The organism is Vibrio tritonius, assembly GCF_001547935.1.
GTDB lineage: Bacteria > Pseudomonadota > Gammaproteobacteria > Enterobacterales > Vibrionaceae > Vibrio > Vibrio tritonius.
Genome location: NZ_AP014635.1, coordinates 1,990,111 through 2,004,227, shown reverse-complemented (window position 1 = coordinate 2,004,227; position 14,117 = coordinate 1,990,111). Strand labels below are relative to the sequence as shown.

Annotated in this window: 14 protein-coding genes; 4 read left to right on the top strand and 10 right to left on the bottom strand. The window is 46.4% G+C overall.

The window, feature by feature from the left end:
• Positions 1–39 precede the first annotated feature (39 nt).
• From JCM16456_RS08825 to JCM16456_RS08800, 6 genes are all read right to left on the bottom strand, one after another.
• Positions 40–1,251: a multidrug effflux MFS transporter gene (locus JCM16456_RS08825; protein WP_455570273.1), complete on the bottom strand. Its 1,212-nt coding sequence runs from the start codon at positions 1,249–1,251 to the stop codon at positions 40–42.
• A gap of 238 nt (positions 1,252–1,489) precedes the next feature.
• Positions 1,490–1,966: a hypothetical protein gene (locus JCM16456_RS08820; RefSeq protein ID WP_068713865.1), complete on the bottom strand. Its 477-nt coding sequence runs from the start codon at positions 1,964–1,966 to the stop codon at positions 1,490–1,492.
• A 4-nt stretch (positions 1,967–1,970) separates the two neighbouring features.
• Positions 1,971–2,822 (bottom strand): DUF3100 domain-containing protein, encoded by an 852-nt coding sequence (locus JCM16456_RS08815; protein WP_231894400.1) that lies wholly within the window; start codon positions 2,820–2,822, stop codon positions 1,971–1,973.
• Positions 2,823–3,231: 409 nt separating this feature from the next.
• Complete coding sequence (locus JCM16456_RS08810; protein WP_068713863.1) at positions 3,232–4,383, bottom strand: M20 aminoacylase family protein; 1,152 nt, start codon at positions 4,381–4,383, stop codon at positions 3,232–3,234.
• Between the two features lie 3 nt (positions 4,384–4,386).
• Entirely contained in the window at positions 4,387–5,892 is a 1,506-nt protein-coding gene (locus JCM16456_RS08805) for an aldehyde dehydrogenase family protein (RefSeq protein ID WP_068713862.1), read from the bottom strand.
• Positions 5,893–5,906: 14 nt separating this feature from the next.
• A complete protein-coding gene (locus JCM16456_RS08800; protein ID WP_068713861.1) occupies positions 5,907–6,791 on the bottom strand; it encodes an NAD(P)-dependent oxidoreductase in 885 nt (294 codons plus the stop codon).
• Positions 6,792–7,040: 249 nt separating this feature from the next.
• Here JCM16456_RS08800 and JCM16456_RS08795 point away from each other — a divergent pair, with 249 nt between their 5' ends.
• A complete protein-coding gene (locus tag JCM16456_RS08795; RefSeq protein WP_068713860.1) occupies positions 7,041–7,952 on the top strand; it encodes a LysR family transcriptional regulator in 912 nt (303 codons plus the stop codon).
• Between the two features lie 31 nt (positions 7,953–7,983).
• Here JCM16456_RS08795 and JCM16456_RS08790 read toward each other — a convergent pair whose 3' ends face one another.
• Entirely contained in the window at positions 7,984–8,892 is a 909-nt protein-coding gene (locus tag JCM16456_RS08790; RefSeq protein WP_068713859.1) for a DMT family transporter, read from the bottom strand.
• 93 nt (positions 8,893–8,985) lie between these two features.
• Between JCM16456_RS08790 and JCM16456_RS08785 the strand changes: the two genes are divergently transcribed.
• Positions 8,986–9,543, top strand: coding sequence for a helix-turn-helix domain-containing protein (locus JCM16456_RS08785; protein ID WP_068713858.1), 558 nt, complete (start codon positions 8,986–8,988; stop codon positions 9,541–9,543).
• A 99-nt stretch (positions 9,544–9,642) separates the two neighbouring features.
• Positions 9,643–10,119, top strand: coding sequence for a LabA-like NYN domain-containing protein (locus tag JCM16456_RS08780; protein ID WP_068713857.1), 477 nt, complete (start codon positions 9,643–9,645; stop codon positions 10,117–10,119).
• Between the two features lie 80 nt (positions 10,120–10,199).
• Here JCM16456_RS08780 and JCM16456_RS24465 read toward each other — a convergent pair whose 3' ends face one another.
• From JCM16456_RS24465 to JCM16456_RS08770, 3 genes are all read right to left on the bottom strand, one after another.
• Positions 10,200–10,268, bottom strand: a complete 69-nt coding sequence (locus JCM16456_RS24465; protein ID WP_156430555.1) for a sortase B protein-sorting domain-containing protein — start codon at positions 10,266–10,268, stop codon at positions 10,200–10,202.
• 58 nt (positions 10,269–10,326) lie between these two features.
• Complete coding sequence (locus JCM16456_RS08775; protein ID WP_068713856.1) at positions 10,327–10,698, bottom strand: DUF805 domain-containing protein; 372 nt, start codon at positions 10,696–10,698, stop codon at positions 10,327–10,329.
• 683 nt (positions 10,699–11,381) lie between these two features.
• Entirely contained in the window at positions 11,382–12,332 is a 951-nt protein-coding gene (locus JCM16456_RS08770; protein ID WP_068713855.1) for a DUF2076 domain-containing protein, read from the bottom strand.
• 281 nt (positions 12,333–12,613) lie between these two features.
• Here JCM16456_RS08770 and JCM16456_RS08765 point away from each other — a divergent pair, with 281 nt between their 5' ends.
• A complete protein-coding gene (locus JCM16456_RS08765) occupies positions 12,614–14,077 on the top strand; it encodes a M20 family metallopeptidase (RefSeq protein ID WP_231894399.1) in 1,464 nt (487 codons plus the stop codon).
• Positions 14,078–14,117 lie beyond the last annotated feature (40 nt).

Below are 14,117 nucleotides of genomic sequence, written 5' to 3'. Positions count from 1 at the left end.
AGCGTGGATGGCGACGGGTTTCGCCACCATCCCCAGCCGTTATTTTGGAAGCTTATCTGTAACAAAAGGCCGGTTACGAGCGAGTAGCCACATGGCTCCGCCGGCAATCCCCACGCAAAGCTGAATAACGCCAAGATTGTTAATCAAACTGTCTGGTTTTAATGACACCAGCACCATTCCAATTGATCCTGAAATCATGCCAAAGAACTGAATTAGTGCGACCGCAGAACCTGTATCGTGTTCTTGTTGATCCAGCATTAAATTCATCCCCGGCACTCGCACCATAATAACGGTTAAGGTCGCTGGAGCACAGATAAACGCAAAGAACCAAGGCGACAGATGCGCCACCGTTAAAGTCAGCACCCCTGCGCACGAGAGTAGCAAAAAGCTATAGGTGATCAGTTTCGTTACTTGAACATGACGCGAGATTTTAATGTACATGGTCGGGCCAAACGACGCGCATAACGCATTGAATGCGAACGCATAGCTAAATTGTTGTTCGGTTAAACCAAAGTCGTTAATGTAGATATAAGATCCAGCCGCCAAGAAAGCCATCATCGCCATCGGCGTGATGGAAAAAATCGCCAACAAAATTACGAAATGACGATTTTTGATGACTACGGCCAATCTACCCCAAGAATAGAGAATTGAGCCTGAGTAGCGACTTACTAGCGTTTCCTTGTAGCAAAGCGCCAATAAGGTGGCGAAGGCCCCAAACACAGCCAAGGCAACAAAGACAATGCGCCATGACGCGACTTGCAAAATAAAGGCACCCAATACTGGTGCAACCATAGGTGCAATGGTAACCAGCGACATAATGGTTGCCATCACGCGCTCCCGTTCCCGCCCGGAGTATAGGTCTTTCACTATTGAAGTCGATACCACGGTGACAGCACTGCCACCAAGTGCTTGCAACACCCGAGCGCCGATCAGTTGTTCAATATTACCTGCCAAAGCGCAGCAAAGACTGGCGACCATGTAAATGAAAAGCCCGCAAAGCAATATTGGCTTACGACCAAATTTCTCACTTAGTGGCCCCCAAATCAGTAAGCCAACCGCATACGTGACAAAATAGCCACTTAGCGTCAAATTGACCAACGTCTGTTGAGTATCAAAAACATGGGTCATTTCCGGCAGTGCTGGTAAATAGAGATCGATAGTCAAAGGTGGGAAGGCACTAATAATAATGAGGAAGAACATCATGCCGTTCTTCCCTAAAACGGGCTGAGATGTTTGTAAGCGATGACTCATAATGTCTCTAAATGGTAAATGGGTGATAAGAATAGTTAAGTTAATGATTTACTTAATTATATACCATTAGTAGCAGTTGTTCTTGTTGGATATTGATGCTTTAGGGACAGGACGTTCCAATTTAGACGGTGATATAAAGGAGAAAATAGAACAAAAAAAGACTGCACATTGTATGCAGTCTCTGTCCTACAGGGAGGAACTTAAGTGACAATGTCACATATCGGTATGGCTACTGGGGTTACAGAAAGGCTTGAGCGACAACCGCCGATCCGATGTACGTACCTGTGAATACCAATAAAGAGACCATCGCAATTTTGAACCCAGACTGTTTAAACAATTTGACTTCCATGTGCGTGACAGCCATGGCTGCATACGCTAGCACTGGCGTTGCTAAAGATAAAAAGCTTAGGTTTTGCAGTTCGCCTAAGAGTTGAGCGGAAAACGGCATACCTGGCAACGTCGCGACAACGCTCACTAGCGAAACCCAAGCTACAGTTGGAATCGGGCCTTTGATCAATTCTTTTAAACCCATGCCGATAAGAATCATCACAAACAGAATCAGCATGCCGGGTAGTGCTTGGGCAAAGCTGTGTCCTGTTCCTGCCCAGTTACTCATCGAGGCAATGCCACAGAAAATCAACGTTAAAATGACGTTCTCTTTAAAGCCAAGTACTTTCTCTTCTTCGGCGCGTAAATCCATTTCTTGTACGTTCATGGGCTTATTCTCCACTTTCCACTGGGTTAGACGTCACTGCGGTTGATGATTTCGTGCCACTGAGCTTTTTGTAATACCACTCAGCAAAAGGCAGGGCGATAAAGATAGCCACGTATAAGCCTGTAGCGTTGGTTAGTAAGTTACTTGCCCCCGCAAAAGCGAGAATGTCATCTTTCATGGTGGGGTAAGCGGCGGCTAAAGTGCCCGAGCAAGCAGCGGTCATACTGCCGCTGCCAACACCACAGGCCATCGCTAGCGCTCGTGGGTCAAACCAGTGTGTCGATGCCAAAAAGCCCGCTAGTAAAGCGAAGTAGATGGTGCCAAACATGGTACCCATCACGTAAACCCCCATAACGCCAACGCCTTCACTGCTTTTCAAACCAAAACGATCGGAAATCACCGCGATATTCGGTTCGCGAGCGATGGAGTAAGTTGCCCCAATGGCTTCGCGTCCCATTTTAAATAGCACAACGGCAACGGGCATGGCGATTAACATGGTGGCAAGGTTACCGGCTTCTTGCAAAATCATCGCTAGACCAGAATTTAAGATTTTTGGTAATGCTGGGCCAATCAGAGTGCCGAACTTAGCGATGAACGGCAAAATACCAATGCCGATGATGGACGTGGCAATCGAAGCCTGCTTTTTGGTAATTAATTTGCTCGAAAAACGAGTGATGTTTGGGTTAAACAGCAAACATAAAAGAAAAGAGTAAAAAAGGGGTAAAAATAACAATTTTGCTGAACCAATCGGGATGCTTTTAATGCCAATTAATTCAGAAATAACAGTTGTTGCTAATACAATAAGGTGTAGTCGCCAATCTAATAGCGCTTTAATTGAATAATGGTTACTCATCATTACTCTCCTTGAGTAAAAGTTCATTCCATGACATTCCATTGTTGCTAAAGCATTACAGCATAGTTAGTGTTCTATTTATATCGCTTTATCGTTACCGAAAAGGCAACACAGAAAGTAATTTAAAATCAATTGATTAAGTTTGAATGATGTCGTGTAAATCAAAATGAGTCACGGGTGTTGCTGCTTTCTTATATTCATAGAAAGAATGAGGTGACTCATTAGAAAACAGGGTGTTATCTCGTTGTTTGAGTAAAGACTAGAGTCGATTTAGACATGGTTCTAACAAGCTTGTAGAACAAAACTACTTATTTTGTCGCTTAGTGAGGAATCTTTATGATAATGAACCAGTTTTATATAAAAATACCGCCCAGATAGGCGGTATCAAAAAAGATGATTTAAATAGTGGTGTTTATTTAAGCAGGCGTTCTACCAATTCTTGCCAAACAGTCATCCCAGTTTCGATGATGTCATCATTGAAGTCGTAATAGGCATTGTGCAGCGGTTTGGATGGTGTAGCACCGTCTGCTCCAAGCCAGAAATAGGCGCCTGGGCAGTGTTCGAGCATGTAAGAGAAGTCTTCCGACGCCATGCAAGGCAATATGTTCCAATGCACCTTACTTTCCCCAAGAGCGGTAATGCCCGCATCGCGAACCTGTTGCGCTTGAGCAGCATGGTTGGTTGTTACTGAATACCCATCAAAAAACTCAACCTGTGCTTGCACATGGTGCGCAGCCGGTACTGAGTTGGCGAGCTCTCCGATCAGGGATTTTACTTTGGCGCGCACGCCCTTATCTAGGCAGCGATAGGTGCCTTCTAGCTCCACTTTCTCAGGGATGATGTTGATCGCTTCGCCACCTTGTATCTTAGTCACGCTGACCACCGCTGCCTGCAAAGGAGAGAGTCGTCTAGCGGTGATGGTTTGCAGCGCAGTGACCAGTTCTGCAGAAGCCACGATTGGGTCGTGACCATTTTCTGGCATCGCGGCGTGGCAACTTTTGCCCGTTAAGGTGATTTTGAAGGTATCGAGTGATGCCATCATAGCCCCTTCATTGACCGCAAGCGTACCTACAGGCAAGCCCGGCCAGTTGTGTAGGCCATAAATCGCGTCCATAGGAAAGAGGGTAAACAGTCCATCATCGACCATTTTGAGTGCGCCGCCCAAGTTCTCCTCCGCCGGTTGAAAAACAAAATGGACCGTCCCAGAGAAGCGACGGGTTTGGGCAAGAAGTTTCGCTGTACCGAGCAAAATGGCAGTGTGTCCATCGTGACCACAGGCGTGCATGGCGCCGTGATGACACGATTTATGTTCGATGTCGCCAAGTTCAGTAAAGGGTAGGGCATCCATATCGGCGCGCAGACCTATGGTTGGTCCATCCCCGTTTTTCAATGTGCCAACGACCCCTGTACCACCAAGACCGGTATGAACGTCAAGGCCAAATTCTTCTAATAGCGCTGCCACTTGAGCGGAAGTTCGATGTTCGGCAAAGCCCAATTCTGGGTAACGATGTAAATCACGACGCCATGCTTTGACTTCGGTGAGTAACGACTGAGCAATCGTCATATTTTATCCTTCTACTGTTCCGTAGTTAAAACTAAAGGCTGGTTGTGCTGAGGTTTCAACCCAGACACTCTTCACTTCACTGTATTCTCGTAATACTTCCAAGCCAGATGAACGGCCGTAACCGCTGTTACGATAGCCGCCAAAAGGTGAGCTGACATGGATGGTTTTGTAACTGTTGATCCAAAATGTCCCGGCTTTCACTTGGTCAGCAACGCGATGCGCGCGCGCAACATCATTGGTCCAGACTGCGCCAGCCAATCCAAACTGATTGTCATTGGCAAGAGCAATTGCATCGGCTTCATCTTTAAACGGAATAGCCACAACAACAGGGCCAAAGATCTCCTCTTGGGCGACCGTCATTTGGTTGTTCCCGGCGAGTACGGTGGGGTTAATGTAAAAACCATTGCGCTCAGGAATCGGTGTGGTGCCCGCAACCACTTTGGCACCTTCTTGTTCGCCAATGGCCAGCATATTGCAGATGTGGTTATATTGCTTACGGTTATTGACTGGGCCGATGTCTGAATCAGCATGTTGTGGATGACCAACACGAATTTGCTGCGCTGCTTTCGCCACCGAAGCGACGAATTTTTCAAAAATGCTTTCTTGGACAAGCAGACGCGAGCCGGATACACAGCTTTGTCCTGAACCGCCAAAGATAGCGGCCATTGCCCCTTTCATTGCCTGATCTAAGTTCGCATCGGCAAACACAATGTTGGCAGATTTGCCGCCCAGCTCTAAGACACATGGAATGCAGCGTTTGGCTGCTGCCGCTGCGATATGGGCGCCCGTTTTTGGTGAGCCGACAAAGCACACTTTGCGAATGTTGGCTTTGGCAATTAAGGTTTGACCTATGGTGTGACCGTAGCCAGCGACGACGTTGACTAAGCCTTTCGGTGCGCCAGCACGTTCAATCAGTGCGCCGAGCATCAAAGAGGTGATTGGCGTTAGCTCCGAGGGTTTTAAAATCACGGCGTTCCCGGCTGCTAACGCAGGGGCAACTTGCCAACCAGCGGTAAAGAAAGCGGCATTCCATGGTGTCATTTGTAAAATGGTGCCCATCGCTTCGTATTTGACGTAGTTGAGATGGGTGGTTGGTACTGGAATCACTTCGCCATGCAGTTTGTCCGCCCAACCCGCATAGTATTCAAACATTTCTGCGACGATCAGAATCTCTGCCTTGGCATTATTCAGCGGTTTATTGGTGGAGAGCGATTCTACCCAACCTAATGCCTCGGCTTGTTTACGAATTTCAGCGCCGATTTGATACAGGATGCGACCCCGAGTTTTGGCAGGCATGGCCCACCACTCTTTTTGTGCGCGTTGCGCCGCTTCATCAATGGTGGCCGCAATCGCAGGGTCTGCATCTTGATAACGCAACATCACCGTTTCGTCATCGGCGTTGATTAATTCAATCAGCTCACCGTTACCCAGTTCAATCCGGCCATTCACCCAGCTACCTATGGTATCGGTGTGTAAAAGGTCGAGCATTGTGGTAAATAACTTTTCCATGTTATTGATTCCTTTTAATAGAGTTGGCTATCGGTGAGTTTTACGATGGTATTGAAATCTTCGTTATCGGCTAACGATTCGCTGCTTTGTCGCCACAAATCCATGACGGTTTCACTCAGAGGAAGGGATATATTTAACGACTCGCAGAGGTTTTGTGCTAAACCTACGTCTTTGCGCATTAACCCCATGGTGAAGCCTGAATTGTAGGTGTCGTTGAGAATCCATTTAGGAAAGTTCACTTGGCTAACGCCACTGCGTCCTGAACCTACGTTAATGCCAGCGAGAACTTTTTCGGCATCGACTCCTGCGTGCTGAGCCAGGCTCACCACTTCCGCGGTGGTGATAAGGTGCGCCGCGCACAGTAAGTTATTGGCGATTTTGGCAATATTGCCCGCACCGACATCGCCAATGTGCACTTGGGTAGTGCTCATCGCTGCCAAAATGGGCATAACGGTGGCTAAGGTACTCGCTTTCCCGCCTATCACCATGCTCATGGTGCCAGAAGCTGCGCCGGCTGGTCCGCCGGATACGGGCGCATCTAGAAACTCGATACCTTGCTTAGCCAATTCAGTTGCCACTTTACGACTGGTTTGTGCCTCTGATGTGGTGGTATCAATGACGATCAACCCCGGTTTGCCCAAGGCGAGAATGCTCTCGGTGCTTTGGTGATGGCCTAAACATACTTGTTCTACATGGAGGGCTTTAGGCAGAGATAAAATCACCACATCACAAACTGCAACTAATTTTGCAAAGCGGGCCACGGGTGTGACACCTTGCGCCGCGATAGCCTCTAGCGCTTGTGATGAGAGATCGTAACCAAAGACAGAGAAAGATTTTTTGGCCAGAGTAGCCGCCATGCCTGAGCCCATATTGCCCAGTCCGATTACACCGATGTTCATTTTCAATCCTTTTTCAAGTGAGGGTCAATAATCCTGTTTGACCCGATGTGATAGGGCTGTTAGTAGCACTCGTACATGAGAGTGATGTTATTTTCTTTACTTAGCGAGCCCTTATCTAAGCATGTGGCACATAAATTAATAAGTTGTTTGCCTACCTTGGCGAGTATAGACAGGCGCTTTGTTGTGAACAATAATCGGATCTCGTAACTTTGTTGCGTTTTGGGCAACACACATACCAAAGGATTGGTCATGAGCTATTTACAGGAAAACCGAATAAAATTCTTCTTTGAAGCGGTACAGCACGGTAGCGTGCGCGCGGCTGCTGATTATCTCAATGTGGCTCCCTCGGCGGTGAGCCGGCAAATTAGTCACTTAGAACAAGAGCTTGATACGGTATTAATAGAACGGCATCGACGTGGTATAAAGCCTACCGAAGCTGGTCACGAGGTTTTGACCTATTACAAAAGTTATCTGCAACAGCAGGAATTGCTACTCGATAACTTAAAGTCGCTACGTGGACTGCAATCGGGAACCATAGAATTGGCGATTGGGGAGGGGTACATCAATTTGGTTACCCATGTGATGAGCCAGTTTTCTCAGCAGTTTCCCGGCGTGAAAATTCATCTCTCGATTCACAGCGGCAACGATGTAATGCGTAAAATCACCGAAGATAATGCCCATATCGGGGTGATTTTCAATCCACCACCACATCCGAAAATTCGCAGTCATTATCACTGCTTGCACCCCTTAACAGTGGTCGTGGATAAAAGCCATCCGTTAAATGATGAGCCATTGCCTCTGAAAATGAGTGTGTTAAAGCCGTATCCAATCGCATTGCCCGATACTGCGCACGGTATTCGCCAGATCATTTCAGCGGTAGAGAACGACACAAATATCACACTAACGCCGAATATCATCAGTAATAATCTCACCGCATTGCACTGCTATGCAGCGAATGGTGGAGTGACGTTAATTCCTGGCTTTATTATCAAAAGCCAACCACAGTGGGATACACGACTTAACTGTTTACCAGTTAAAAATGCCCAATTAAATCAGACCCAAACGCATATTATCACGCGTTTGGGCCGTCAATTGGGTAAGGCGCCAAGTGCCTTTTTGAAACTGTTAGTGACGATGATCGATAATGAACTCAGCCATTAGTTGAGTCTATTCACTGTGCCATATTAGGATGTTATTGAGCGGTTGCCTTTTTGGTTTTGCGGCGTTTTTTCGGCCGATACTCACTGACTAACACGCTGATGACCACCAATGTTCCGCCTAACAGGGCTGAAGGCGAAAGTATTTCACCGAACATGCGTCCGTAAATCCCTGCCCAAACGGGTTCCCCTGCATAAATAACGGCTGCTGTGGATGGGGCAACCACGCGCTGTGCCCAGTTCATTACCAATTGAATAAGCGCACTCGCGATCCCCAAACCAACGGTTAAGGTGACTAACGTGGTCGAGAATGATGGAATGGTGGTTTCGCCAACGAAAGGCATCGACAAAAACGCAAACAGCGAGGCGAACATCAGTTGCAATGCCGTCACGCTTTTCAAATTCACTTTAGGCGAAAAATAACTGATCAGAATGATCTCGGTTGCAACCGCAAAGGCGCTCAACACTGTAATCCATTGACCAAAGTTGAGTGAAATAGCGGTAAAACTATTTCCGGAAAGAAATACCAAACCGATAAACGCCAGCACGATTCCTAATAAGCTCATTTTGCTGGGAATTTTGCGAAACGCCAACCACATGATAAAGGGCACGAACGGAACAAAAAGGGCTGTAAAGAAAGCGGATTCCGAAGCAGTAATGTACTGTAGGCCTATGGTTTGTGACCCATAACCAATCGTAATGGAAAAACCGATCGCGGCGGCAGCAAAAAGGTCGTATTTGGTACAACGAATCAAATGCTTAAATGAAAACAAACCGATAGCAGCAAACGCAGCGGCAAAGCGACAGCCAACGAAAAACATCGGCGAGCTGGATGTTAAGCCTACTTTTACTAAAAGGTAGGTAGTTCCCCATAACATAGTAACGAATATCATCGCGATATGAGGTGCTCTTGGCATGATTTTTTGTGCCCATATTTGGTTCATTTTGATTGTCATTTTTCAAGGTTAGTGCAATATAGTGCACAAAGTATCACGACATTTACAATGGTGCAATATACTGCACAAAAGGTTTTATCCATGACGCAAGAAACAGATGGCGTACTTGAATACGTTGCGGCAAATGTAAAGCGATTAAGAGCACAACATAATTTAAGTCAGCAGGCGTTAGCCGATAAGTCCGGCATTAGTCGCCGAATGGTGGCGGGGTTAGAAAATGGTAGCACCAACATTAGCTTAGCCAAATTAGCTCAGTTGGCTGCGGTGCTGGGGGTCAGTTTTGCGCAGATAGTCAGCCCAAGTGAAACCGAGTCACACCATCGTAATATCTTAACTTGGCGTGGTACCCATCCTGAGAGTAAAGCGGTGCTGTGCTGCTCGCTTACCACCACCCAACAAGTGGAATTATGGATGTGGAGCCTTGCGCCTAATGATGGTTATCTAGCAGAACCCGATCCTGAAGGTTGGCACGAGTTGCTCCATATTATCGATGGCGAGCTGACTTTAGAGCTAAGCGATGGTACGCATTTGCTAGTGGCAGGAGATTCTCTGGTATACAGCAGTGCGCAAACTCTGCGTTATCAGAATAACGGGTCAACCTTATTGCGTTTTGTACGTAGCGTAGTAGGGGGAAGCTAAAGAGTTTAAAAATAGCCGCTTAGGTTAGGCGCTGGCCTAGAGTCCCTTTATGCATCACTTTGTGATAGGATGCGGCTTTTATGGCTAAATGGAATCGTTATGGAAAAAGTAGTCATCCTAGTGGATGTCCAAAACGTCTATTACACTACGCGGCAGGCATATAAACGCAATTTCGATTACAACGTTTTTTGGCGTCAGGTGACGCAAAATCGTGAAGTCGTCAAAGCGATAGCTTATGCCATCGATAAAGGCGATGAGAAGCAACGTCAGTTTCAAAATATATTGCGTGCAATTGGCTTTGAAGTAAAAACCAAGCCGTTTATCCAGCGTTCTGATGGTACTGCCAAAGGCGATTGGGATGTGGGTATTACCCTTGATGGTATGGAATACTCCAAACAGGCTGATACGGTGGTATTGGTTTCTGGTGACGGTGATTTCAGTTTGTTACTCGATAAAATCTATCAAGATTACGGCTGTGCAACGGAAGTGTATGGTGTACCTTCTCTTACGGCATTTTCTTTGATGAATTCGGCGACACGCTATCTGCCTATCGAGTGTGAGTTGTTACTTGGTTAACCTTTTTTCTTCCCTTTCTTATTGTGCCAAGTGACCATTTTCCAAGCCGCCGTTAAATCAGTGAATAGTGGCGGCGTTGGTCAATTTCGAACAAACAGAAAACCACTTATCAGAGCCAATAAACAAAAGAGCGCAATCGCGCTCTTTATTCATTTGATTTATACCATTAGCAAACTTTATACCATTAGCAAACAATGAAGGTAACGATCACCAACTAAGATGTTTGCGGTTTGGACCATACTCATTTTCGTATGGTTGGCTGTCTTTGAGCGCAAAGTAAAGCGAAGTGATGAAACCAATAACAGGCACAAATAGCAGAAGTAGCCACCATCCTGAACGTCCGGTATCGTGAATGCGCCTTACGAACAGTGCGATAGAAGGGATAATAATGATTAAGGCGTAAACCACGCTTAACATGCCTGCGCCACTGACAGGATTGATGGTACCAAATAGACCATCAAGCAGAGATAAAATCAGACCAACAGCGATATTGATCAAATAGAAGTGCCAGAACTCTTTGCGTCGTGCACGACCGTGAAAATTGCGAAACTGTCGTAGCGCATACAAATAGTAATACATGACCCACCCGCCGTAAATTTATACCAGTTGAAGTATAACCATACTAATGTCAGACGCATTTGTTTAGGGCGTAAATTGTGAGTGTTATCTATATAATTGCATGATTTGTAGTCTATTTTGTAACACTTTGTGGCTGTTTTTTGCTCATTCGGCGTTAATGGACAGGCCTTCCGTTTTATGACTCACCATTGAATAAGGAAAAATACAATGGCGGTGAGCGAACAAATGTTATACCCAAATGACCTCAAGATGCAGACTTCAGAGCTTCATCAACGAGCACAGGTCAAGCTCGATGACGGCAGGAATGGTCATTCCTATTCAACGTCATTGGGTATATTGAGTTGAGAGTGCCATTTCACGAAAAGCTGTTTTGAGGCTACCGGCTGCAAAGATAATGAGAGGTCGATTATTCATAATGCCTTGTTCCGAAGGAGTGAACTACTGTGGAGCACAGTTGCCTATCCTTATCGAACATAAGCAACTGTATGAGCTTGTTAGATTTAACATACGCTTTTGATATCGAGACTCAAGGTATTTATTAAAAAAAACTTTAGTTTTATAAAATTTATTTGATTCATTTAAATAGAGACCAAATAAAAAGAGGGAGGATGTGTGAGGAAATTGATTTTTAGCAATAAAGGCAGGGAAAGCCCTGCCTTTGCTTATTATTAGCAATCCATTATCTAACTTAGATCGCCGAAGTCATCAAAGCCGCTGTCGTCAAACCCGCCACCAAAACCACCTGAGAACGGGTCGTCGTAACTATCGCTACCAAAGCCATTGCTAAATGGGTCGGTGCCAGTATCGGTATTGGCAAAACCGCCATTATCAAAGGTGCTGGTGTCAAAACCTCCTGTACCAAAACCTTCGGTAAAACCGTTGCTATCCGTTGCGGCAGTATCAAAACCTCCGTTGGTGAAATCGGCATCGCTTTGACCATCGGTAAAGCCGCTGGCATCAGAGAATTGGTTATCCATGTACGAGCTGTCCATAAATGAACTGCCCATGCCATCCATATTTTGTTGCATTGGATCTTCGTTAATGATGTTGACGATCTCTTCTGGCTGGTGATGACTAAACATATTCATCATCATATTACCTAATACGACACCGCCTGCGACACCTGCTGCTGTTTGCAGTGCGCCACCTAAGAAGCTGTTACCACGTCCGTAACCGCCGTTGCCGTAGCCATTTTGCGCATAACCGTTATTGCCAAAACCGCTATTACTAAAACCATTGTTACCGGAACCAGGATTGCCATAACCATTGTTGGGGCCAAAGCCATTAGCACCGTTAAAACGGTTGCCTTGAGGGTTGTTTTGCCATTGCTGGTTGCTCTGGTTTTTATGGCCGCCAAATAGCCCAGAAAGGAAACCTCCGGAGCTTTTGGGTTGAGCCTGTGCTTGAGCTTGGTTTAACTCGGTTTTAAGTTGTTCAACTTGCGCGTGAAGCTGCTTGATAGTGGCCTCTTGCATCACCATGGTTTGTGCCATGTAGTAAGGCGCTGCTGGGTGCGCAACCACGTGTTTTTCGATGAGCGATTCCGCTTCTCTATCGCGATTGCTGTTCTGTTTTTCCGCCTGAGCAAGACGCTCAAATAGGCCATCAATGATCTGTTTTGTATTGGTATCCATATCTTCACCTCTGTAAATGCGGATGGATAGCTTTTGTAAGTTAGTCTGCAAAAATGTCACAAGGTTCAAAATGAGTGAGGAGCAGAGTCTTTGTGCAACCTTGGTTTACAAACAAGTTTTACGTACAGTTTTTACTAACAGACCTTACCAACATGAGGTTATTTGGGTATAACAGGTGAGACGATAACTAAAAGTCATTACCCTAAACAATTGGTTATCTTGTCTAACCACGCCTTGCTTAATAGATTGGGCATCATCAACCCATTTTCAAGGGAAGCGCAATGGAGTGCACAGATAACCATCAATCTATGCCAGAGCATGAGCTGCTTTGGCACAGCATCGACCAACATCAAACACCATTAACTGAGCTAAGTGAGCAGATCTGGGGATTTGCCGAAACTCGCTTTGAAGAATTTCAATCTGCTCAGGCGATTCGGTCCTTTCTCCAACGCAACGATTTTGCCGTAACCACTGGAGTTGCTGGAATTGAAACTGCGTTTACTGCCACCTTTGGTCAGGGTGAACCGCACATTGGCTTTTTAGGTGAGTACGACGCACTGTCTGGTTTGAGTCAGCATGCTGGGGAAGCGACGCCTCATTGTGTGGTAGAAGGCGGCAACGGGCATGGCTGTGGTCACCATCTGTTGGGCGTAGCCTCAGTCGGAGCGGCTTTGGCGATTAAACACTATCTGGAAACCCATCAACTTTCAGGCACAGTAACCTTCTATGGTTGTCCGGCGGAAGAGGGCGGTTCAGGCAAAACGTTTATGGTTCGTGATGGCGTATTTGCCGATCTAGATGCGGCAATTACTTGGCATCCGCACTCTTTTTCTGGGGTGTTTAATACTCCGACTTTAGCCAATATTCAGGCGGAATTTCATTTCCATGGTAAGGCGTCTCACGCCGCGGCTGCGCCTCATATTGGTCGCAGTGCACTCGATTCAGTCGAACTGATGAATGTTGGGGCGAACTACTTGCGTGAACACATTCCGCAAGATTCTCGCCTGCACTATGCGATTACTCAATCTGGCGGTTTAGCGCCTAATGTTGTGCAATCGGAGGCTTCGGTGCTCTATTTGATGCGTTCACCGCGGGTTGCTGATGTGCAAGATATTTATACTCGCATTCAAGCGATAGCGCAGGGCGCAGCACTGATGGCGGGTACAAACGTGGATGTTGAGTTTATCAAAGCGTGCTCAAGCTATCAGCCAAATCGCTATTTGGAATCGTTGATGGCCCGGCATATCGAAACGCTTGGCATGCCAAGCTACACCGACTCAGAGCATGCCTATTTAGAGGAAATGCGCGGCACGCTGACCAAAGAAGACATTAAGGCTACCGTCGATCATTTGTGTGCGATGAATAGGGAAGTGTCACCGTCATCGATGGGATATTTGTATGATGATGCAGTGATGCATCAACCCATGCCGTACAAAGCGTGTTTTGAACCGCTTTATGGTTCAACAGATGTGGGGGATGTGAGTTGGGTGGTGCCGACAGTGCAATGTTACGCACCCTGTTATGCTTTTGGTACGCCATTGCATACGTGGCAAGCGGTATCACAAGGTAATACGTCAGTCGGTTACAAAGGGATGGTGCATGCGGCGAAAGTCATGGCGGCCACGGCGCTCGATTTGCTGCTCGAACCGACTCATATTCAGCAAGCCAAAGCTGAGTTGGAGCAAGAGTTACAACGCGCTCCGTACCTGTGTCCAATCCCGCAAGGCGTTGTGCCACGCTCTTAAGTGGACTCTTTTCCCTAAATATCAATGGATAAATGGACAG

What these genes read in the sequence shown, in the direction of transcription:
- JCM16456_RS08825 (WP_455570273.1), bottom strand. Translation starts at nt 1,251, where the DNA reads ATGAGTCATCGCTTACAAACATCTCAGCCCGTTTTAGGGAAGAACGGC.
- JCM16456_RS08815 (WP_231894400.1), bottom strand. Translation starts at nt 2,822, where the DNA reads ATGATGAGTAACCATTATTCAATTAAAGCGCTATTAGATTGGCGACTA.
- JCM16456_RS08795 (WP_068713860.1), top strand. Translation starts at nt 7,041, where the DNA reads ATGAGCTATTTACAGGAAAACCGAATAAAATTCTTCTTTGAAGCGGTA.
- JCM16456_RS08820 (WP_068713865.1), bottom strand. Translation starts at nt 1,966, where the DNA reads ATGAACGTACAAGAAATGGATTTACGCGCCGAAGAAGAGAAAGTACTT.
- JCM16456_RS08780 (WP_068713857.1), top strand. Translation starts at nt 9,643, where the DNA reads ATGGAAAAAGTAGTCATCCTAGTGGATGTCCAAAACGTCTATTACACT.
- JCM16456_RS08800 (WP_068713861.1), bottom strand. Translation starts at nt 6,791, where the DNA reads ATGAACATCGGTGTAATCGGACTGGGCAATATGGGCTCAGGCATGGCG.
- JCM16456_RS08810 (WP_068713863.1), bottom strand. Translation starts at nt 4,383, where the DNA reads ATGACGATTGCTCAGTCGTTACTCACCGAAGTCAAAGCATGGCGTCGT.
- JCM16456_RS08790 (WP_068713859.1), bottom strand. Translation starts at nt 8,892, where the DNA reads ATGAACCAAATATGGGCACAAAAAATCATGCCAAGAGCACCTCATATC.
- JCM16456_RS08770 (WP_068713855.1), bottom strand. Translation starts at nt 12,332, where the DNA reads ATGGATACCAATACAAAACAGATCATTGATGGCCTATTTGAGCGTCTT.
- JCM16456_RS08805 (WP_068713862.1), bottom strand. Translation starts at nt 5,892, where the DNA reads ATGGAAAAGTTATTTACCACAATGCTCGACCTTTTACACACCGATACC.
- JCM16456_RS08775 (WP_068713856.1), bottom strand. Translation starts at nt 10,698, where the DNA reads ATGTATTACTATTTGTATGCGCTACGACAGTTTCGCAATTTTCACGGT.
- JCM16456_RS08765 (WP_231894399.1), top strand. Translation starts at nt 12,614, where the DNA reads ATGGAGTGCACAGATAACCATCAATCTATGCCAGAGCATGAGCTGCTT.
- JCM16456_RS08785 (WP_068713858.1), top strand. Translation starts at nt 8,986, where the DNA reads ATGACGCAAGAAACAGATGGCGTACTTGAATACGTTGCGGCAAATGTA.